Origin of the sequence: Streptomyces sp. NBC_01431, from assembly GCF_036231355.1 — a bacterium.
Classification (GTDB): Bacteria; Actinomycetota; Actinomycetes; order Streptomycetales; family Streptomycetaceae; genus Streptomyces.
The window spans coordinates 1,565,983-1,583,610 of the sequence record NZ_CP109496.1; the positions used below are offsets into that span (position 1 = coordinate 1,565,983).

Sequence of the window (17,628 nt, forward strand, 5' to 3'; positions counted from 1 at the left end):
CCGCGCCGACCAGGCAGGTGCGGCCCACCGGGTACTGCGCCCCTGCCCTTCGTTCGGCCAGCGGCGCAGTACGCGGTGCACCTGCTCGGCGCCCACCAGCTCCGCGCCGTCCGGGGCGGGGTCGGACAGGTCCAGCAGGGAGAGCAAGTTTCCCCTGCCCCCCTGCCATAAGGGCGCAAACGGTCACCGGCGGTGCGACGCGGCGCGGGCGGTCAGCAGCCGTCGTATCCGGCGGTGGGCATCGACAGGCGCCGGTGGATGTACGCCTTCTGCGTGGCGTCGTAGGCGGGCTCGTCCAGGCCCGCCGTCTCCAGGCGCACGCCGCGCCGCTCGCACTCGGCCAAGAACTCCGGCACGGACGTCAACGCCCGTGCCAGGACACGCTCGTTGGGCGCCACGAACACGTCGACGAGACCCGCCTCGACATCCGCCCAGAGGCCGACGTGGTCCGGACGCAGCCCGTAGAAGAGCAGCTGCCGGGTAACGACGTAGCCGCGGCCGGCGGCCCAGCGCGCGCACATCTCGTGCTGGCTGCGGGTGTCCACCAGGAAGGGATCCAGGTCGAGTTCTTCCAGCGGGGTCAGGCTGGCGATCGCCGCCACCCGTACGTCGTCCATGGCCGTCCCCCTGTGTGAGCCGTCGTGGGGGCGACCCTACTCCGACTTCACGGAGGGGCGGAGTAGCCGCAGGAGTGGCAGATCTTCCAGCCGTCCTGGCTCACCGCCAGGACTCCCCCGCAGCGTGGGCACTGCTCCGAGTGCGTCGTCACGGCGCACCTCCCCTCTGGTGCCGCAATGCCTACCCCTCGCTCCCCGGCTTTGCGCGCGCGGTGCGGCGGCGGCCGTCTTCGGTGCGCGCTCCACGGGCTCGGGGCCCGCGATCCAGGCTCGTCAGCGACGACGTCAAGCGATGGAGGAGGGCCACGTGCCGGTGGAGGTCATCTGGCGGGGTCATGCCACCTGCACGATCGAGGACGGCGGCGTACGGCTGCTGACCGATCCGCTCTTCGCCCGCCGTCTCGCGCATCTGCGCCGGGGCCGGGGTGCGCTGCCGCCGCCCCGGGCCGCGGTGGCCGACGCCGTGCTCGTCCCGCATCTGCACGCCGACCATCTGCACGTGCCCTCGCTCGCACGGCTCGCGCCCGGCACGCCGCTGGTCGTTCCGGCGGGGACGGCGCGTTCGGTGCCGCGGCTGCGACGGCTGGGCCTGCGGATCACCGAGGTCCGAGCCGGTGACACGGTCGAGGTCGCGGGCCTGCGGGTACGTGCCGTACCCGCGCGCCACGACGGACGCAGGCCGCCGGTGGGGCCGCACCGCTCCCCCGCGCTCGGTCACGTGATCGAGGGCGAGGCCCGCACGTACTTCGCCGGGGACACCGGGCTTTTCGAGGGCATGGCGCGCGCCGTCGGCCCGGTGGACGTGGCGCTGCTTCCGGTCGGCGGCTGGGGCCCCGACCTGGGGCACGACCACCTGGACGCGGCACGGGCGGCCGAGGCACTGGCCCGCCTTGGAGCGCTCTCGGCGGTGCCGGTGCACTACGGCACGTACTGGCCGATCGGCATGGACGGGGTGCGGCCGCACGAGTTCCACGCCCCGGCGAGGACTTCGTACGGCATGCCGCGCGGCGCGCGCCGAAGGCGGCGGTGCACCGGCTCGGGCACGGCGAGAGCGTGCGTCTGGGGCCGCGCGTCGATCGCGGAACAAGCTCTCGGGCTGGCGGACCGGGTGCCGCCGGAGACGACCAGCAGGCCACTCCGACAGGTCTTCCCCCGGATGGCCCGCTCTTTTCATCGGGGCGCCTTGGTTCGGCTCATCGAGGCGCCTTGGTTCGGCGGCGGCTCGCGGGTCGGGGGCGGCTCGCGGGTCGGAGGCGGCTCGCGGGTCGGAGGCGGTGAGGGCGGTGCCTTCGCCTCGCGGTGCGGCTCGCGCGCCGGGCGCGGGCGGCGGCGCGTCGGTCCCAGGCGGTGCGGGCGGTCACGGGCGGCGCAGGCGGTGCGGGCAGCGCGGCTTGCGCGTCGGTCACAGCCGGCGCGGGCGGTCACGGGTCGCGCAGTTCCGCCAGGGCCGCCGCGAGTCTGCTCAACGCCTCGCGTACGTGCGGCAGTTGCAGCGGGTCCGTCGCGTCGAGGGACGCGAGACGCCGGGTTCGAGTTGCGCCGAGCAGCGGGCCGGTGGCGAGGCGGACGCGCAGCGCGCCGAGTTCGTCGCCGAAGCGGTGGCCGCCGGGGGTGGGGGTGGCCAGGCGAGCCGTGAGGTAGTCCTCCAGGTCCATGGAGTCGGTGACCCCGCGCTCGGCGAGCCGGGTGCGGAACGGGCCGAGGTCGGCATAGAGATGGCACCCGGTCTGCGGGGGCCGGGCCAGAGCTCCGGCGTCGAGGACCGCGTGGTGGGCGGCGGCCGCGACGCGGGCGTGCAGCTGGGCCGCCCGCCTGGTCCGTTCGGCGACGGGTGGGGGTTCGGTCAGGGCGAGCGCTGCGGCCGCGGCGACCGGCGCCGCGACGACGGCGCCAAGGGCGGTGAGGATGTCCAGGGTGCGGGCGAGGCGGGGGCTTGGGGGCGCAGCGCCGGGAAAGCGGGCGATGGCGGCGGGCCAGCCGGGCGGGGTGAACGCGCCGCCGAGATCGGCAAGGACGGTCACGTCGTCGGGGCACATCTCGGCGGGGCTGAGCACCATCGTCTCGTGCGGGCGGTGGACGGTGTCCCGCCACGTCTCGTCGCTGATGATGTGCAGCCCTTCACCGACGGCGGCCTCGCAGGCCTCCCGCAGGATCTCGGGCGGCGCGACGGTCGCGGTCGGGTCGTCGGCGACGGAGAGCAGCAGGAGCCGGGGCCTGCCGCCTTCGGCGCGGACCCGGCGAATGGTTTCGAGCAGGGCGTACGGGTCGGGTACGCCACCGCATTCGGCCGGGGTCGGCACGTGGTAGGCGGGCCGGCCGAGCAGCCGGGCCTGCGGGGTCCACCAGGCCGGGCACGGGCGCGGCATCAGCACGTCGCCGCCGTACGCGCCGAGCAGAGCGGTCAGGAGGGGCTGGGCACCGGGGGCGGCGACGACGTGGTGCGGTGCGGTGGGCAGTCCGCGCCGCAGCCAGTAGCCGGCGGCGGCCTCGCGCAGTCCGGGTCCGCCGCCGGGCGGCTCGGGTTCGATGCGGTCCGCGCCGGCCGTGAGCCGCTCGGTGAGTTCCGTGAGCACGGGCAGTCCGGGGCCGGGCGCGGGCGGCCCGTAGCGGACCGGGCCGTGGCCTTCGGCGACCGTCCCCTGCATCCTGCTCCCTCCTTGGGCCCTGTCGGTATCAGCCATGCCTTCCAGAGCCTTTATACGGAGGTTTGGACCGGTCCGCCGCTTGTGCGACCGTGCGCGGCGGGACCCTCCGACCGGTGCGCGGGCGCCGCGGGCGGGGTCAGTCGGCGGATGCGGCCAGCGCGGACAGTTCGGATTCCAGGCCGCGGCCCTTGGCACGGACGACGGCTTCCGCCACGTCGGCGAGTTTGCGGTTGGTGCGCTGGGAGATGGTGCGCAGGACGGCGAAGGCGGCGGCGGACTCGCAGGCCAGGACGTGCATCACGATGCCGCTGGCCTGGTCGATGACCGGGCGCGAGCGCAGTGCCGTCTCCAGGTGCTCGACCTCGGCCAGCGCCGCGCGGTAGCGGCGGTCGCGGGCCAGTGCGGTGGTGGTCTCGCCGGCCAGGGCGCTCACCGGCCCGCACACACTGGGCTGAAGGGAGTGGGGGCGGTACCCGTAGAGGCTGACCGTGACCTCGATCCCGGAGCGGCGGAAGGGGAGGGTGACGCAGGATCGTACGCCCGCCGCGAGGGCGAGTGCGCGGTATCCGGGCCAGCGGTCCTCCGTCAACAGGTCGTCGGTGTCCACGGGTTCACCGGCGTCGAGCGCGCTCGGGATCGGTCCGTCGTTGCGGGCGAGCTGGACGGAGGCGAGCGGCGCGAGGTCGGGGTGGGTGGCGCTCACGCGCCGTTCGGGCCCGTTGCCACTGATGGTGGCGACCGCTCCGCAGCAGGCCGGTGCGCAGCGCATGGACTGTTCGGCGAGCAACGAGAGCCGTCGCGCGGTGGACGTCGTCCCGGATTCCTGGTGTTCCGGCTCGGGCAGCATCGGAAAACCTCCTCATGCTGCGGGTTCCCGGACGATGACGCCCGAAACGGCACGCTCCCGCGCACCGGCCCAAAGGGGTTAGCTTGCTGCCATGACGCAGACGGCGGACGACTTCGGCGAGGAACTGGCGGACTTCGTCAGACGCGTGGGCGAGCTGCGCACTGCGCGAAGCCGCCCGGCCGGTGAGCAGTTGACAGTGCTGGACGCGGCCTTGTTCGAACTCCAGCACGTGGTGGACCAGTTGTGGCCCCGCTACGAGCAGATCCTGGCCGGGTCGGGGGCCGCCCCGCCCGTCGAGCGCCAGGAACGGCAGCTCCTGAAGGCCCTGTTCCAGCGGATGCCCCTGCCGGTCGTGCTGATCGACCGGGAGACCGTCGTACGGCGGCTGAACTCCGCGGCGACCGGGCTCACCGGCGCGCGTGCCGGGTACGCCACAGGTCGGCCGCTCGCGGCGCTGCTCACTCCGGGCGACCGCGCGGCGTTCCGTTCGCAGGCTGCCGCGGTCGCCCGGGGCGAGGGCGACCGGGGGCTCACCGTCCATCTCCAGCAACGGCCCGCGGAACCACTGCTGGCCACGCTGACCGCGCTGCGGCCGCCGGACGAGCCGCATCCCGCGGTCCTCGTGGTGTTCCAGGCGGGCCGCGCCCGGGGCTCGGCGGCCGCTCCCTCGCCGCCCGAGGTCCCGGACCTCGTCGAGTCGACCCGGCACGCCGAGCTGATGGATCTGGTCGACCTCATGACGACCGCCTTGCTCCAACTGCCCGCCGTGGACGCGGAGTCAGTGCTCGTCGGGGCGGCCGGGGTGCTGTGCGGCCGGTTCGCCGGCTGGGTCGTGGCCGATCTGGTGGACGGCGGCCTCCGGCGCGCGGTCGCGCTCGGCCCCCCGGATCCGGCGACGGCCGGGCTGCTGCACGAGGTGGCCGGCCAGGACCCGGCGCGCTGCCCCCTGGTGGTGGAGGCGGCGCGCGCCGGGAACGGGGCGCTCCAGGTGCAGCCCGAGGACATCGACGGCTTCGGCCACGACGCGTCGGGCACCGCGATGCTGGTCCGCGCGGAGGTGTCCTCGCTGATGTGCGTGCCGTTGGGTGCGCCGGGGCGGGTGGCCGGGGTGCTGACCCTGTTCCGCACGGGCCCGGCCCGGCCGTTCTCGATGGCGGAGGGCCAGACCATGGATGTGATGGCCCGTCATATCGCGCTGGCTATGCGGCGTCCGAGGCCGGCGGGAGCGGAAGGTCCCGCACGGACCGCAGCGGTTGACCCTGACGCTGAGGCATGCGCGTCCGCCTCGCCCGCGCAGCGGTCGTCCGAGACGCCGCCCGGGGACCCTCGGCCCGCGCCGGGTTCGCGTCCGCCCCGGCCGCGGCCGCCGGACGGGCCGGGGCGTCCGCGTCCCGGTCAAGGAGCGCCTGGTCCCGCAGACGGGTGCAGCAGCGCGTGATCAGCCGGGACACGTGCATCTGCGAGATGCCAAGGTCCTCGGCGATCCGGCTCTGGGTCATGTCCCGGAAGAACCGCATGTAGAGGATCTTCCGCTCACGCTCGGGAAGGCAGCGCAGGCCGGGCTTGACGGACTCGCGGTCGACCACGATGTCGAGGGCCGCGTCGGTTGCGCCCAGGGAGTCGCTCAGGGTGTATCCGTCGTCGCCGCCCGGCAGTTCGGCGTCCAGGGACAGCGCACTGAAACTGTCGATGGCCTCAAGACCTGCCCGCACTTCGTCCTCGGTCATTCCGGTGTGCTCGGCGAGTTCCGCAACGGTCGGCTGACCGCTGCCCGCGGTGGCCGCGAGTTCCTGCCGCGCGGCCCGGACACGACCCCTCAAGTCCTGTACGCGACGCGGCACATGGAGCGTCCACATGTGGTCGCGGAAGTGCCGCTTGATCTCGCCCGTGATGGTGGGCACGGCAAAGCTCTCGAACGCGGCACCGCGCTCCGGGTCGTAGCGGTCGACAGCCTTGACCAAGCCGAGCGCGGCGACCTGGCGAAGATCCTCCAAAGCCTCGCCCCGGTTGCGGAACCGACCGGCGAGCCGCTCGGACATGGGCAGCCAGGCATTGACGAGTTCCTGGCGCAGAGCATCTCGTTCGGGCCCCTCGGGGAGGGTCGCCAGCCGTGCGAAGGCGGCTGCGGTCTTGGGTGCGTCGTCGTGCGGATGCTTGTGCTTCGCCGTGGTGTTGGTACGCATATGCGGTCCAGCTCCCTGAAACGGTGCGGCGGATGGTTGTCACCGCGGAAGCACCGACCGGGCAGCGGAGCACGCCCGGAGCGGACAGCCGCTCCCACGGACGTGCCTCCGGTCCGAAGCACGAGATGCGCCTGCCCGGGGCCCCCGGGGGCAAACGTGCCGATCGAGGAATCTGGCTGGAAAGTGTGTTTCCCCGCCTCGGGTTCCGGTACCCGGTGGCTCGGGGAACGGCCCTGGCGGGGGCGGCTCGCCCGGTTCTCTGTCCGTACGGGCCCTCAAGTACGGGGCGTACGGCCGTGGCTCGTTTCGTGGGGGGAGTGCTGACTGCGGATCCCCGCCGCGCGCATCACCGTCGAAGGCGTCGGCGGTCTCCGCGCCGGGCGCCGCCGTGGGCGGACTACGCGCGCCAAGTGCCCGGTTGGGCGGGGTGGCGGCGGGTACCCGCCGCGCATGACCCACTCTGCTTGGTACAACCGGCTCGGCGCCCGCGACCGGGCGCTCTTCGACTTCGCGGCCGCCAGACACTGGCCGGCCGCCGAGGCGGTGCTGCCGCGGCTGAGCCGGGCCGCGAATCACGGCACGCTCTGGTTCGGGGCGGCGACCGCGATGGCCGCGACCCGCTCACCGCGCGCCCGCCGGGCCGCCGTGCGCGGCGTCGCCTCACTGGCGCTGGCGTCCCTGACGGTGAACACGGTGGCCAAACGGACGGTGCGCCGGACCCGCCCGCTTCTCGACGCGGTGCCGCTGGTGCGCCAGTTGGAGCGCCGGCCGATAACCACTTCCTTCCCCTCGGGCCATGCCGCGTCGGCCGCGGCCTTCGTGGCCGGGGTCGCCCTGGAGTCCCGGGCCTGGGGCGCGGCGCTCGCCCCGGTCGGCTTCTCGGTGGCGGCCTCCCGTGTGTACACGGGAGTGCACTACCCGGGAGATGTCGTGGCGGGCGCGGCGCTGGGCGTGGGCGCCGCTCTGGCCGTACGCGGCCTCGTGCCGACCCGGACCCAACTCCCGCCGCCGGGCCGCCCGCACGCCGAGGCACCCGCACTGCCACACGGCCGGGACCTGGTGGTCGTGGCCAACCGGTCGTCCGGCACCGCCCTGGCCAAGGCCGCGCTCGTGCGCGACGCCCTGCCGCTGGCCGAGGTGATCGAGTGCGATCCGGACGATGTGCGGCCCACGCTGGAGAAGGCGGCCCGCCGTGGACAGGCGCTCGGGGTGTGCGGCGGCGACGGCACCGTCAACCAGGCCGCGGTGGTCGCCGCGCGCCTCGGTGTGCCGCTCGCCGTGTTTCCCGGCGGCACCCTGAACCACTTCGCCCTGGACCTCGGCATCGAGGAGGTCCAGGACACCTGCCGTGCGCTGGCGTCGGGCGACGCTGTGAAGGTGGACCTCGGCCGGTTCACGCCCGGCCCGGACGGCGCGGACGCGGGCTACTTCCTCAACACGTTCAGCCTGGGTGTCTATCCGGAGCTGGTGCGCGAACGAGAGCGGTGGTCGCCGCGGATCGGCGGCTGGGCCGCGGGCATCGTGGGCTCGCTCGAAGTGCTGCGCGGGGAACGGCCGTTGCGGGGGGACCCGAAGGGCGACAGGCCCGATCTGTGGCTCCTGTTCGCGGGCAACTGCGTCTACCAGCGCCTCGGCCCGGCCCCGGCCCGCCGCTTCGACTTGGCGGACGGCCTCCTGGACGTGCGCACGGTGCGCGGCGGACGGCTGCCCGGCCTCCGGCTGCTGGCCGCGGCCCTGGCTGGCCCGCTGAGCCGCTCCCCCGTCCATGCCTCGCGCCGGATGCGCCGACTGAGGGTCGCAGGTCTCGCGCCGGGCACCTCGCTGGCGTACGACGGTGAAGTGGCTTTGGCGCCCGAGGAGTTGACCCTCGACAAGCTTCCGGAAGCCCTTGTCGTCTACCGTCCGCCGGTCCGGCCCTGAGCCGTGTTCCGGGCCGGCGGAATTGCCCCGTGGCCCGGACCGCGTCAATTCATTGCTTAGCACGCCCATTCGGGGGCACTCGGATTCCAGGAGGTACACATCATGGTCCCGATTCTGCTGGTTCTGCTTCTCGCTCTTCTTCTGTTCGGCCTCGGCTTCGCGGTCAAGGTTCTCTGGTGGATCGCGATTCTGGTGCTCATTGTGTGGCTGCTCGGATTCCTGGTGCGGTCCACCACGGCGTCCGGCCGGTCGCGCTGGTACCGGTGGTAGCCACCGGCTAGTGTCTCGTGATCCCGTTTGTGTCACTTGGAGTTGTTTGCGACGAGCTTCTTGATGCTGGTCTGGACGAGTCGGACCTTCGTGAGGATCTCGTCGGTGGTTGCGGTCCAAGTGAAGGGTTTGGCCTCGGAGTTCCAGGAGTCGATGTAGTCGCGGATCTGCTTGATCAGGACGTTCACGCTGGAGAATGTGCCGCGGCGGATCGACTGGCGGGTCAGGATTCCGAACCAGGTCTCGATCTGGTTGATCCAGGAAGAGCCGACGGGGGTGAAGTGGAAGTGGACGTGCTGATTGTTGGTCAGCCATGCCTTCACCTCCGGCGTGGTGTGCGTGGAGAGGTTGTCCAGGACGACATGAATCTCCTTGTCCGCATGCGGTTTCACCACCTTCTTGAGGAAGGCCAGGAAGTTCACGGCGTTCCGGCTCGGCCTGCACTCGCCGGTCACTTCGCCCGTGGCGACGTTGAGTGCGGCGAACAGGTTCGTGGTGCCGTGCCGGACATAGTCGTGGGTGCGCTTCTCGGTGGCTGCGAAGGTCACCGGCAGCACCGGCTGGGTCCGGTCCAGCGCCTGGATCTGCGTCTTCTCATCCACCGAGAGCACCACCGCGCCACCGGGCGGAGCCAGGTAGAGGCCGACGACATCAGCGACCTTGTCCGCGAACGCGGGATCCTTCGAAATCTTGAAGGTGCCCTTGCGATGCGGTTTGAGGTTCTCCTCGCGCCAGACCTTTGCGATGTAGTGCCAGGACACGGTGACGTTCTCGGTCCGCTTCAGATACTTCGCCAACTCCCGCGTCGACCAATGCGAAAGACCGGTGCCGACCGGCGGCGTCATGCGCGTCAATGCGATCACCCGCGCCCGGACCCGCGTCGGCACCTGCTCGCGCGCCCCGCCCGGACAGTCGCCCTCCAGGCCGGCGAGCCCGCGCTCGGCGTAACGGGTCCTCCAGCGATCCACGGTCGGCAATGACACCCCGAGCAGTTCGGCAATGTCCTTGCGCCGGCGCCCCTCACCGGACCACAGCACGATCCGGGCCCGGGTGGCCACATCGGCGGGCACGTCCCGACTGTTCGCCAACTCCCGCAACTCGGCGGCCTGTTCCACGGAAAGCTCCATGCCAGGAGCAACGAGCCACACAAGATCAAGTAATGCCGACGGAATCACGAGACACTAGTCGCTCTCTGAATTCCCTCGCGGCAGCAGGGGGCCGAGCGGGCCGAGGTCGATGTTGAGATCTTCCGGGCGCAGCCCGAACTTCGACCTCAGCTCGCTCATCCTGCTGTCCAGGAGCATCAGCGTGAGCCCGATCCGCTCTTCCTGGTCCTCGCTGAGCTCGCCGGTCTCGACGCGGCGCAGCGCCTGGCGTTCCATGAGCTGCCGCAGCAGTTCCACCACCGTCAGGACGAGCCGGGCGAGATCGCGTTCGACCGTGTCGGGGTCGAGTTCCACCCGGCGGCGCGGCGCGGCGGTTCCGTTGGCGCGCGGACGACTCGTCGTCATGTCAGCTCCTCGAAGGCTTCGGGCTTCCCGGATCGCTCGCGGACCGCGAACGCCTCGAACTCCCCGCCGTCCTCGAACTCTTCAAAGGGGGAAGGGACTTGGGAGCTGACCGAGCTCACGAGCGCGTTCAGGTCGATGCGTACGAGGTCCACGTCCGCGATCCGCAGCGTGAGGTCGCCGGTGATGACCACGCCGCCGGCGAGCAGCCGGTCGAGCAGGTCGACCAGGGCGATCTCGCGCTGCGCGAGGGCTCCGGTGCTGTCGTTCACGCCGTCTCCTCCTGGCCGCCGTCCGGCCCGGCAAAGGAGTACGGCGCCCAGGGCCCGGTCAGTTCCACCCGTACGCCCTCGACCCGCGGAATGCCGTCCCGCACCGCCGCGACGAACTCCTCACTCCGTCCACGCGGCACCAGGTAGGCCGCGTTGAGCACGTTCTCGCCGGGTTCGCCGGACAGCCGCGCGCTCTGCGGCCGGTGCAGCCGTCCGGCCTCGGCGCGCTCGCAGAGCTCCGCGTGCAGGGCGCGCGAGAGCAGCCCGGCCCGCCGCCAGACGTCGTCGCGGGACTGCCGCTGGCCGAGCCTGCGGCGCAGGTAGTCCCGGCCGGTGACGGCCTGCGGCTGGGGAGCCGGGTCGGGCGGCCCGGCCTGCGCGTACACCTTGACGCCCCACTCGATGCGACCGTCGAGGCGCTCGATGGCCGCCGTGAAGCGGGCGTGCCCGGAGTCGAGCAGCCGCCGCACGCCGTCCTTGTCCCGGCAGACGGTGGCGAGCCGGAGCGGCACGGGGCAGGTGATCGTGGCGAGCGCCGCGACGACCGTCTCGTGGGTGCGCGCGCTCGCGGCGAGCCAGTCCATGTCCTCCAGGTGGGCACGGAGCGGGATGGCGTTGAAGTCCTCGGCCGGGACACGGCTCACCGCGGCACACAGGCCGCGGTGCTCGATCAGTTCGGGCGGCTCCCCGTCGAAGCCCCGCACCCCTTCGGGGAGTCCTCGGTCCAGGGGTCGCGTCACGGCGTACACGTACAGCAGCTCGTCCCGCGGGTCATGCTCGTCAGTCATCGAAATGCGCCTTCTTTTCTTCCGTCCCGCTCGCCGTGGCTCCGGCGCCCCGCGCCGATTCCAGTTCGGCGATCCTTTCTTTCAACTCCGCGTTTTCCCTGGCGATTTCGCGGCGCCGGGCGCCACTGGAGAGCGCCGGGTCGTCCTCCCACCAGTCGATGCCCATTTCCTTCGCCTTGTCGATGGAGGCGACGATGAGCCGCAATTTGATGGTGAGGAGTTCGATGTCGAGGAGGTTGATGCGAATGTCCCCGGCTATGACGATTCCCTTGTCCAGGACGCGTTCGAGAATGTCGGCGAGGTTGGCGCCGGACCCCTCGGAGGGGTAGGCGTCGGGGAATCGTGCCGGGGTGCTCATCAACGGCTCCGGGGGTCGGATGCGGTACGGGTCTGGTGTTCCAGCCGGTCCAGGAGCAGGTCCTCGCGGCGGTCGAACTCCGCTTCGTCTATCTGACTGTCCGTCAGTTGCTGGTCCAGGGCGGCGAGTTCACGGCGTACGGTCGCGGGGTCGTAGTACTGGCGCTCGGCCTCCGCGGTCACCTGGGCGAGCACCCAGAAGGTGCCGCGCACGGGCGCCGCGGGAAGCAGCAGGAGTTCTTTCAGAAGACCCATGCTGATCACTCCGTGAAGCTGTAGGGAGGCAGCGGGCCGTGCACCTGGACGACCAGGTGCGGCGCGCGGGCGCGCAGGGCGTCCACGGCGGCGATGAAATCGGCCGTGTCCTCGCGCGGCACGAGGAAGGACAGGTTGGCCAGCCAGCCGGTGGACTGCGGCCCGGGGCACCGGGTCTCGGCCGCGCCGTCCAGTGCGCGTTGCACCAGGGCCGCGTCCGCCGCCTCGCGCCGCCGCACGGCGGCGGCGATGCGCTCGCCGAGCCTCAGCTTCTGCTCGTAGGTGCCCCCGCCGGCCTTCCGGTTCGCCTCGCTCATGGCGCGCAACTCGGGGTACTCGGACAGGACTTGGTGCAGGACGGCCTGTTCGTCGTGGGTGGCCTTCACGTTGTACTCGACCTTGCCGTCGAGCGCTTCGAGCCGCGCCAGGTAGCGCTGCTCGTGTTCGGCCAGGACGGCGCGTACGGCGTCGTCGTCGGGCGAGACGCCGCCGAACCGCATGGGCAGCACGGCGCCCCCCGCGCCCGCCTCGGCGAGCACGCTCTGGTGGGCTAGCAGGTCGCGGCGCTTGGGCCTGAGTTCCTGGGGCGCGTCGCTCACCAGGGCCACCAGGTCGCCCTGTTCGACCGTGCGGACGGGGCACGGCGGGTCACCGATACCGGCCATGCGTCCCGGCAGCCGGTCGTGGGTGCGGCGGGCGATTGCGTAGACGTACGTGGTCATCGCTGCTCCTCCTTCCGGCGCGGGGAGGCGCGCCGGGTGCGCGGCTCGGACTGGGGCACCCGGCGCGCCTCACGGGCCTGCCTGTTTCCCGCAGGTCTCGCGGAAGGCGTCGCCGGGCGGTCGTCACGGTTTGCGGTCGGCCCGGCCCCGCTCGTACCTGTGCAGCCGCCGGTAGCCGGTGAGTTCGCCCCGCGGGTCGAGTTCGACCTCGTACGAGGCGAGCAGGCTCATCGTGTCGGGGACCCGGGCGAGTTCGAGGACCTCCACCCGCAACAGCCAGCCCTGGTCGGTCCGTTCGAAGGACGACACGGATTCGGCGGTCATGCCGGTGAGTTCGGACAGCTGGGCGCGGGCGGCGCGCAGCACGTCCACGGCGCCCGGGAGGCGGTCGTCGTCGGCCTTCGCCGCCGCCCTGGGTGGCGTCTTCGATGGGTTCTCGGATGTGTTCGCCATGTCTCCTCGCGTGGTAGGCCTTACGGGTTGCCACAGCGGGACGGATCAAACCAGGGCGGGGCGGACGAGCGGTTACAGCGTGAAGGATCCGCCGGGCTTGAGCAGGTGCAGCTTCTCGCCGAGCCCGGCCGCGGCGAATGCCTCGACGAGGGTGTCCGGGCCCTGGCTGAAGTGCGCCCAGTGCTCGAAGTGCAGCGGCACGACGTGCCGCGCGCCCAGGATCGCAGCGGCCTCCGCGGCTTCCGCGCTGGTCAGCGTGAGCTCGGCGTCGAGCACCGGAGTGCGGGCGGCGCCCGCGAAGAGAACGGCCACGTCCACCGGTCCGAAGCGGTCCGCGATGGCGCGCACATGACCGAGGGAGGCGTTGTCGCCGCTGACGTACACCGTGGGCAGGCCGTCCCCGTGCAGGACGAATCCCGTGACCTCGCCGACGACGGGTTCGCAGCCGTCGGGGCCGTGCAGCGCGGGCACGCCGGTGATCCTCAGCTGTCCGCTGCGGTACGTCTCCCAGTTCGGCAGCACCGTGACGAGATCCCCGAGTCTGCTGTGCGCGGCTGCCGTGGACAGCACGACTCGGGCCCGGTCGAGGTAGTCGCGGCCGGACCGGTCGAGGTTGTCGGGGTGCTGGTCGTGCGAGAGCAGCACCAGGTCGGGGGCTTCGATGTCGTCGGCCGCGATGCCGGGACCGGCGTTCTTGACCAGCGTGCGCTGCCCGATCGGATATTCGCCGGGGGCGTCGAAGGTGGGGTCGGTGACCAGCCGCAGGCCGCCGATCTCGATGACGGCGGTGGGGCCGCCCACGTACTGGATGGCGAGAACGCTCATGATTTCCTCCCGAGTTGATCACTGCTTGGTGGGAGGGCAACGATCTCCTCGGCCGGCTTGTTCCCCTAGCGATCCGTGCGCGGGGAGCCGTCCAGCGGGTTGGACGGGGGCATCGGCGGGATGACCGGGGCGCCGGGCGGCACGCCGGGTTCCAGCGGCGGGGCGGCCGGGGCGCCGGAGCCGTGCCGGGCGCCCTGTTTCAGCAGCACGGCGGCCCCGAGCAACAGGACCGCCACGATCAGTGCGGCGGCCCAGTAGGGCAGCACTATCGCGAGGGCGAGCAGCAGGAACGCGGCGAGCGCGGCTCCTGCGTAGAGCCCCGCCGCGCCGGCTCCCGCGTACATCCGCGCGGCTCGGCGCTGCTTCTTGGTCTGTTCGCGCAGCTCGTCCCTGATCGCGTCCCGGACGACCTGGGAGAGCTGCTCCGGCAGGTTCGGCAGGTTCGTTTCCATGCGGGCCCGAGTACCCGAACTCCCCGGCGGCAGTCCTGTCGCGGGCCTCAAGCTTGTCCATATTGCAAGACGTGCATCTCATTATCCGGCCGGTCGTTCTAAAGTGTCCTCATCACCAGGGCAGTTCACCGAAAGGGAGTCCGGTCATGTCGCGACAGACGCCTCGGGCAGCGGCGGGCGAGAGCGCCGTCTACACCCACGGCCACCACGAGTCCGTACTGCGCTCGCACACCTGGCGCACCGCCGCGAACTCGGCCGCGTACCTCATCGGTGAACTGCGGCCGCACATGCGGGTCCTGGACATCGGCTGCGGCCCCGGCACCATCTCGGCGGATCTGGCGGCGCTGGTGCCGAGCGGCCATGTGACGGCGGTCGACCACGCGCCGGGCATCGTCGAGCGGGCCCGCGCACACGCCACCGAACGCGGCCTGGAGAACATGTCGTTCGCCGTCGCCGACGTCCACGCGCTGGACTTCCCGGACGACAGCTTCTGCGTCGTGCACGCGCATCAGGTGCTCCAGCACGTCGGCGACCCCGTTCAGGCGCTGCGCGAGATGCGCCGGGTCACCCGGCCGGGCGGGATCGTCGCGGTCCGCGACAGCGACTACGGCGCGTTCACCTGGTTCCCCGAGGTGCCCGCGCTGGACGGCTGGCTGGAGCTGTACCACCGGGTGGCCCGCGCCAACGGCGGCGAACCGGACGCCGGGCGGCGCCTGAAGTCCTGGGCGCTGGCGGCCGGTTACACCGACATCACCGCCACCGCGAGCGCCTGGTGCTTCGCCACCGAGGAGGAGCGGGCCTGGTGGAGCGGGCTGTGGGCGGACCGCACGGTCGCCTCCGCGTACGCGGGCCTGGCGGTGGACGGCGGTCACGCCTCGGCGGCCGACCTGGCCGCGATCTCCGATGCGTGGCGCGCCTGGGGCGCGCGGGACGACGCCTGGTTCATGGTGCCGCACGGCGAGATCCTCTGCCGCGTCTGACGAACGCCGGGTGAGGCGCCGCGCCCGCCGGAGCCCGCGTCCGGTTCGGCTGCCGCGGCCGATCTCCGCCAACTAGGCTTCGGGGCATGGACATCCTGGGAACCACGCTGCGCATCTGCGTCGACGACCTGGACAGCGCGATCGTCTTCTACGAGCGCATCACCGGCACGCGCGCGCTCCGCTTCGAGCGGGGCGGCGTCTCCGTCGCCGCCGTCGGCGCCTTCCTGCTGATGAGCGGGCCCGAGGCGGAGATCGAAGTGCTGCGGAAGGTGGCGGCCACGGTGGCGGTCGAGGACGTGGACGACGCCCACACCACCCTCACCGGGGCCGGGGCCCACGTCATCGCGGGCCCGGTCCCGACCCCGGTGGGCCGCAACCTGATCGCCGTCCACCCGGACGGCTCGGTCTTCGAGTACGTGGACCGCAAACAGGTCCAGTGATCGCAAGAGGTCCAGCTGTCGGAACGGGTCCCGGGAGCGGAACAGGTACAACTGCCGCAACGGGTCCGGTGGCCGGCGCCGGATGCGGCCCGGCTCAGTCCCGGTCGGGCCGCATCCGGTAGTCGTAGCGATCAGGTAGTGGCTCGTCCGTGAGATGGGCCCACACCTCGTTCAGGGTCTCTTCCCCTTCGCGCAGGTCGGCGACTTCGAAGCCCCCGTCGAACAGGGCGCGGGCGGCCGCGGGTTCGTCCTCGGCGAGCAGGAGCTGCGCCTCGATGAGCCGGAACCGGCCGCGGTCGCGGACCGCGGGGCGCAGCCGGTCCCATACCGCGCGGGCAGCCGCGGCGCGGTGCTCGGAGAGCAGTGCCCCGATGGCCTCGCGGCCCAGCGCGGCGGATGCGGCCGTCCACTGGGCGCCGTCCCTGCGCTCCTCGCAGAAGTCGTCGAAGGCCTCCGCGTAGTGGTCGGCGGCTCGGCCGGCGTTGCCGGCCAGCTGGTCGGCGACCGCGAGGCAGCGGAGCAACGGCCAGCGGGACGGGGCGAGTTGAAGGCCCCGCTCCCAGCTGCGTACGGCCTGTGCGCGGTCCCCCGCGTGCCATTGTGCGATGCCCAGGTGGTATTCGGTGAGCGGGTCCGCGGGGGCCGTCTCCAACATGTCGCGCCAGTGCGGGGCGACCAGGGTGGGGCCGGGCGGCGTCACCCTGCGCGGCTCCGGAAGGACCCCGGTGCGCAGCAACTCAAGCCAGGGCTGCTGTTCCTGAGTGAGTGTCAGCTCAGGAAACGGAGTGCCGGGCAGTTTCATTCCCGTACGCAGGACTTCGAGGGCGCCCCAGCCCGACCCGCCGGCGAGGCTCTCGCCGGGTTCGGCATCGGCGTACGGACGCCATGCGGCGTACGCCCGCTCCACCGTCTCGCGTGGCAGGGCCTGCTCAAGGCGGTCCGCCACCTCGGCGCGGGCGGCCCTCCAGTCGTCGCCGTGCACCGCTCGCCCGTCCGCCTCCAGCGGTCCGTACGCCTCCAGCCAGGCGAACTCGCCGCCCGGGTCGAGCGGGACGTGCTCCAGTTGCGTACGGGCGAGGCCCGCCTGCATCTCCGCGTACCCGGCGGTGCCCGGTTCGGTCAGCCACCGCTGCCAGCGCCGGCCGCCGCGCCCCGCCCCCCACAGGAAGAGCTTGCGGCCGCGCAGGGTGTCGGTGGAGGTCTGGACGAGCCCCTGGCCGCTTTCGTCGAGCGAGGCGATCCAGCGGCGGGCGCCGTCGGGGACTTCGTAGAAGTAGTCGGCCGGGTGCTCGCCGCGCAGCGGGTACGTGCGGTCCGCGCCGTCCCACCCGGGGACGGGCACGCGCCGCAGGGTGTGGTCGTACCCGAAGTGCCAGGCCTCCTCGGCCGGGGCGACGACCCGGGTGCGCTCGCCCTCCTCGACCGCGATGTTGGACCACCAGTAGACGGGCGCCGTCTTCTCGTGCGGGTTGCGGATGCGGATGCCCACGTACAGGAAGTCGGAGTCGTCGGGGAGCCACAGGTCCACCTGGAAGGGGAGGTCGCGCAGCCGCTCCCATTCCCACAGGCGGACCATCTCGCCGCCGTCCGGGGCCGGGACGAGAGCCGCGTGCAGGGGGGCGCAGGACAGGGTGGTGTGACCGGTGGCGCCGATGTTCCACTCGATGCCGCCGGAGAACCAGGCTCCGTTGAGCGCGAAGTCGGCGGGCTGGAACACCGGATTGGTGTAGAGCAGTTCACGGCCGCTCGGCTTGTGGAACAGGGAGTGGACGCGGCCGCCGAGACCCGGCAGCACGGTGGCGCGCAGCCGGTCGTTCTCGATCACGATCGTGTCGAGCTCGACCGGGCCGCGCTCGCGCCCGTAACCGTCCAGCACGCGCACCGGCAGCAGGGTCTCCAGCGGCTCGTACCCGATCTGGCGGGCCATGTCCCGGGGCAGCCCCTCGCGCGCCCTGTCGTCGAGGACATGCGTCTCGGCGCGCGGGCGCAGCGCGGGCAGGGGGTTGGGCTCCCCCAACGGCGCGCCGGGCAGGGTCAGTACGGCACGTCGCACAGTGGTGGCCAAGGCAACCTCACTCCCTCGCGCGGGACCCG

General features: G+C 72.5%; 18 protein-coding genes and 3 pseudogenes. 6 read left to right on the forward strand and 15 right to left on the reverse strand.

Going from position 1 to position 17,628, the window contains the following annotated elements:
* Positions 1–212: 212 nt before the first annotated feature.
* Positions 213–617 (reverse strand): hypothetical protein, encoded by a 405-nt coding sequence (locus OG522_RS07320; RefSeq protein WP_329462128.1) that lies wholly within the window; start codon positions 615–617, stop codon positions 213–215.
* Between the two features lie 307 nt (positions 618–924).
* Here OG522_RS07320 and OG522_RS07325 point away from each other — a divergent pair.
* Positions 925–1,682, forward strand: a pseudogene (locus OG522_RS07325) (MBL fold metallo-hydrolase); the annotation flags it as partial.
* Positions 1,683–2,038: 356 nt separating this feature from the next.
* On the opposite strand, the gene OG522_RS07330 reads toward OG522_RS07325, so the two are convergent.
* Positions 2,039–3,262, reverse strand: coding sequence for an aminotransferase class I/II-fold pyridoxal phosphate-dependent enzyme (locus OG522_RS07330; protein ID WP_329462129.1), 1,224 nt, complete (start codon positions 3,260–3,262; stop codon positions 2,039–2,041).
* Between the two features lie 136 nt (positions 3,263–3,398).
* Positions 3,399–4,109 (reverse strand): ANTAR domain-containing response regulator, encoded by a 711-nt coding sequence (locus OG522_RS07335; protein ID WP_329462130.1) that lies wholly within the window; start codon positions 4,107–4,109, stop codon positions 3,399–3,401.
* 91 nt (positions 4,110–4,200) lie between these two features.
* Between OG522_RS07335 and OG522_RS07340 the strand changes: the two genes are divergently transcribed.
* The gene (locus tag OG522_RS07340; RefSeq protein ID WP_329462131.1) at positions 4,201–5,547 is read left to right on the forward strand and encodes a PAS domain-containing protein; all 1,347 of its coding nucleotides are present in this window, start codon (positions 4,201–4,203) and stop codon (positions 5,545–5,547) included.
* Here OG522_RS07340 and OG522_RS07345 read toward each other — a convergent pair.
* Positions 5,504–6,292: pseudogene (locus OG522_RS07345) on the reverse strand (RNA polymerase sigma factor SigF); the annotation flags it as partial. The gene OG522_RS07340 and the pseudogene OG522_RS07345 sit on opposite strands and share 44 nt — an antisense overlap.
* A 450-nt stretch (positions 6,293–6,742) precedes the next feature.
* Here OG522_RS07345 and OG522_RS07350 point away from each other — a divergent pair.
* Both OG522_RS07350 and OG522_RS07355 read left to right on the forward strand, forming a co-directional pair.
* Positions 6,743–8,212 (forward strand): bifunctional phosphatase PAP2/diacylglycerol kinase family protein, encoded by a 1,470-nt coding sequence (locus tag OG522_RS07350; RefSeq protein ID WP_329462132.1) that lies wholly within the window; start codon positions 6,743–6,745, stop codon positions 8,210–8,212.
* 102 nt (positions 8,213–8,314) lie between these two features.
* The gene (locus tag OG522_RS07355; RefSeq protein ID WP_329462133.1) at positions 8,315–8,482 is read left to right on the forward strand and encodes a hydrophobic protein; all 168 of its coding nucleotides are present in this window, start codon (positions 8,315–8,317) and stop codon (positions 8,480–8,482) included.
* A gap of 32 nt (positions 8,483–8,514) precedes the next feature.
* On the opposite strand, the gene OG522_RS07360 is transcribed toward OG522_RS07355, so the two are convergent.
* The 10 genes and pseudogenes from OG522_RS07360 to OG522_RS07405 all read right to left on the reverse strand — a co-directional run bounded on the left by OG522_RS07360 (position 8,515) and on the right by OG522_RS07405 (position 14,114).
* The gene (locus OG522_RS07360) at positions 8,515–9,609 is read right to left on the reverse strand and encodes an IS630 family transposase (RefSeq protein ID WP_329460845.1); all 1,095 of its coding nucleotides are present in this window, start codon (positions 9,607–9,609) and stop codon (positions 8,515–8,517) included.
* 54 nt (positions 9,610–9,663) lie between these two features.
* The gene (locus OG522_RS07365; protein WP_329462134.1) at positions 9,664–9,993 is read right to left on the reverse strand and encodes a gas vesicle protein K; all 330 of its coding nucleotides are present in this window, start codon (positions 9,991–9,993) and stop codon (positions 9,664–9,666) included.
* Between the two features lie 77 nt (positions 9,994–10,070).
* Positions 10,071–10,262 (reverse strand): annotated as a pseudogene (locus tag OG522_RS07370) (gas vesicle protein); the annotation flags it as partial.
* Positions 10,259–11,050 (reverse strand): GvpL/GvpF family gas vesicle protein, encoded by a 792-nt coding sequence (locus OG522_RS07375; RefSeq protein ID WP_329462135.1) that lies wholly within the window; start codon positions 11,048–11,050, stop codon positions 10,259–10,261. The gene OG522_RS07375 and the pseudogene OG522_RS07370, both read right to left, overlap by 4 nt.
* Positions 11,043–11,408, reverse strand: a complete 366-nt coding sequence (locus OG522_RS07380; protein WP_329462136.1) for a gas vesicle protein — start codon at positions 11,406–11,408, stop codon at positions 11,043–11,045. Before OG522_RS07380 ends, OG522_RS07375 begins: the two co-directional genes overlap by 8 nt.
* Entirely contained in the window at positions 11,408–11,662 is a 255-nt protein-coding gene (locus tag OG522_RS07385; RefSeq protein WP_329462137.1) for a gas vesicle protein GvpG, read from the reverse strand. The genes OG522_RS07380 and OG522_RS07385 overlap by 1 nt, the downstream gene beginning before the upstream one ends.
* A 5-nt stretch (positions 11,663–11,667) precedes the next feature.
* On the reverse strand, positions 11,668–12,384 hold the full coding sequence (locus OG522_RS07390) for a GvpL/GvpF family gas vesicle protein (protein ID WP_329462138.1): 717 nt from the start codon (positions 12,382–12,384) through the stop codon (positions 11,668–11,670).
* A 123-nt stretch (positions 12,385–12,507) separates the two neighbouring features.
* The gene (locus OG522_RS07395) at positions 12,508–12,837 is read right to left on the reverse strand and encodes a gas vesicle protein GvpO (protein ID WP_329462139.1); all 330 of its coding nucleotides are present in this window, start codon (positions 12,835–12,837) and stop codon (positions 12,508–12,510) included.
* A 72-nt stretch (positions 12,838–12,909) separates the two neighbouring features.
* A complete protein-coding gene (locus OG522_RS07400; protein WP_329462140.1) occupies positions 12,910–13,662 on the reverse strand; it encodes an MBL fold metallo-hydrolase in 753 nt (250 codons plus the stop codon).
* Between the two features lie 65 nt (positions 13,663–13,727).
* Complete coding sequence (locus OG522_RS07405) at positions 13,728–14,114, reverse strand: phage holin family protein (protein ID WP_329462141.1); 387 nt, start codon at positions 14,112–14,114, stop codon at positions 13,728–13,730.
* Between the two features lie 146 nt (positions 14,115–14,260).
* Here OG522_RS07405 and OG522_RS07410 point away from each other — a divergent pair, with 146 nt between their 5' ends.
* Both OG522_RS07410 and OG522_RS07415 read left to right on the forward strand, forming a co-directional pair.
* Complete coding sequence (locus tag OG522_RS07410; protein WP_329462142.1) at positions 14,261–15,094, forward strand: class I SAM-dependent methyltransferase; 834 nt, start codon at positions 14,261–14,263, stop codon at positions 15,092–15,094.
* Between the two features lie 86 nt (positions 15,095–15,180).
* Entirely contained in the window at positions 15,181–15,534 is a 354-nt protein-coding gene (locus OG522_RS07415) for a VOC family protein (RefSeq protein ID WP_329462143.1), read from the forward strand.
* A gap of 94 nt (positions 15,535–15,628) precedes the next feature.
* Here the strand turns inward: OG522_RS07415 and OG522_RS07420 are convergent, their stop codons facing one another.
* Entirely contained in the window at positions 15,629–17,599 is a 1,971-nt protein-coding gene (locus tag OG522_RS07420) for a DUF5107 domain-containing protein (protein ID WP_329462144.1), read from the reverse strand.
* Positions 17,600–17,628 lie beyond the last annotated feature (29 nt).

Coding starts and splice junctions, on each gene's coding strand:
- OG522_RS07320 (WP_329462128.1), bottom strand. CDS start 617: ATGGACGACGTACGGGTGGCGGCGATCGCCAGCCTGACCCCGCTGGAA.
- OG522_RS07330 (WP_329462129.1), bottom strand. CDS start 3,262: ATGCAGGGGACGGTCGCCGAAGGCCACGGCCCGGTCCGCTACGGGCCG.
- OG522_RS07335 (WP_329462130.1), bottom strand. CDS start 4,109: ATGCTGCCCGAGCCGGAACACCAGGAATCCGGGACGACGTCCACCGCG.
- OG522_RS07340 (WP_329462131.1), top strand. CDS start 4,201: ATGACGCAGACGGCGGACGACTTCGGCGAGGAACTGGCGGACTTCGTC.
- OG522_RS07350 (WP_329462132.1), top strand. CDS start 6,743: ATGACCCACTCTGCTTGGTACAACCGGCTCGGCGCCCGCGACCGGGCG.
- OG522_RS07355 (WP_329462133.1), top strand. CDS start 8,315: ATGGTCCCGATTCTGCTGGTTCTGCTTCTCGCTCTTCTTCTGTTCGGC.
- OG522_RS07360 (WP_329460845.1), bottom strand. CDS start 9,609: ATGGAGCTTTCCGTGGAACAGGCCGCCGAGTTGCGGGAGTTGGCGAAC.
- OG522_RS07365 (WP_329462134.1), bottom strand. CDS start 9,993: ATGACGACGAGTCGTCCGCGCGCCAACGGAACCGCCGCGCCGCGCCGC.
- OG522_RS07375 (WP_329462135.1), bottom strand. CDS start 11,050: ATGACTGACGAGCATGACCCGCGGGACGAGCTGCTGTACGTGTACGCC.
- OG522_RS07380 (WP_329462136.1), bottom strand. CDS start 11,408: ATGAGCACCCCGGCACGATTCCCCGACGCCTACCCCTCCGAGGGGTCC.
- OG522_RS07385 (WP_329462137.1), bottom strand. CDS start 11,662: ATGGGTCTTCTGAAAGAACTCCTGCTGCTTCCCGCGGCGCCCGTGCGC.
- OG522_RS07390 (WP_329462138.1), bottom strand. CDS start 12,384: ATGACCACGTACGTCTACGCAATCGCCCGCCGCACCCACGACCGGCTG.
- OG522_RS07395 (WP_329462139.1), bottom strand. CDS start 12,837: ATGGCGAACACATCCGAGAACCCATCGAAGACGCCACCCAGGGCGGCG.
- OG522_RS07400 (WP_329462140.1), bottom strand. CDS start 13,662: ATGAGCGTTCTCGCCATCCAGTACGTGGGCGGCCCCACCGCCGTCATC.
- OG522_RS07405 (WP_329462141.1), bottom strand. CDS start 14,114: ATGGAAACGAACCTGCCGAACCTGCCGGAGCAGCTCTCCCAGGTCGTC.
- OG522_RS07410 (WP_329462142.1), top strand. CDS start 14,261: ATGTCGCGACAGACGCCTCGGGCAGCGGCGGGCGAGAGCGCCGTCTAC.
- OG522_RS07415 (WP_329462143.1), top strand. CDS start 15,181: ATGGACATCCTGGGAACCACGCTGCGCATCTGCGTCGACGACCTGGAC.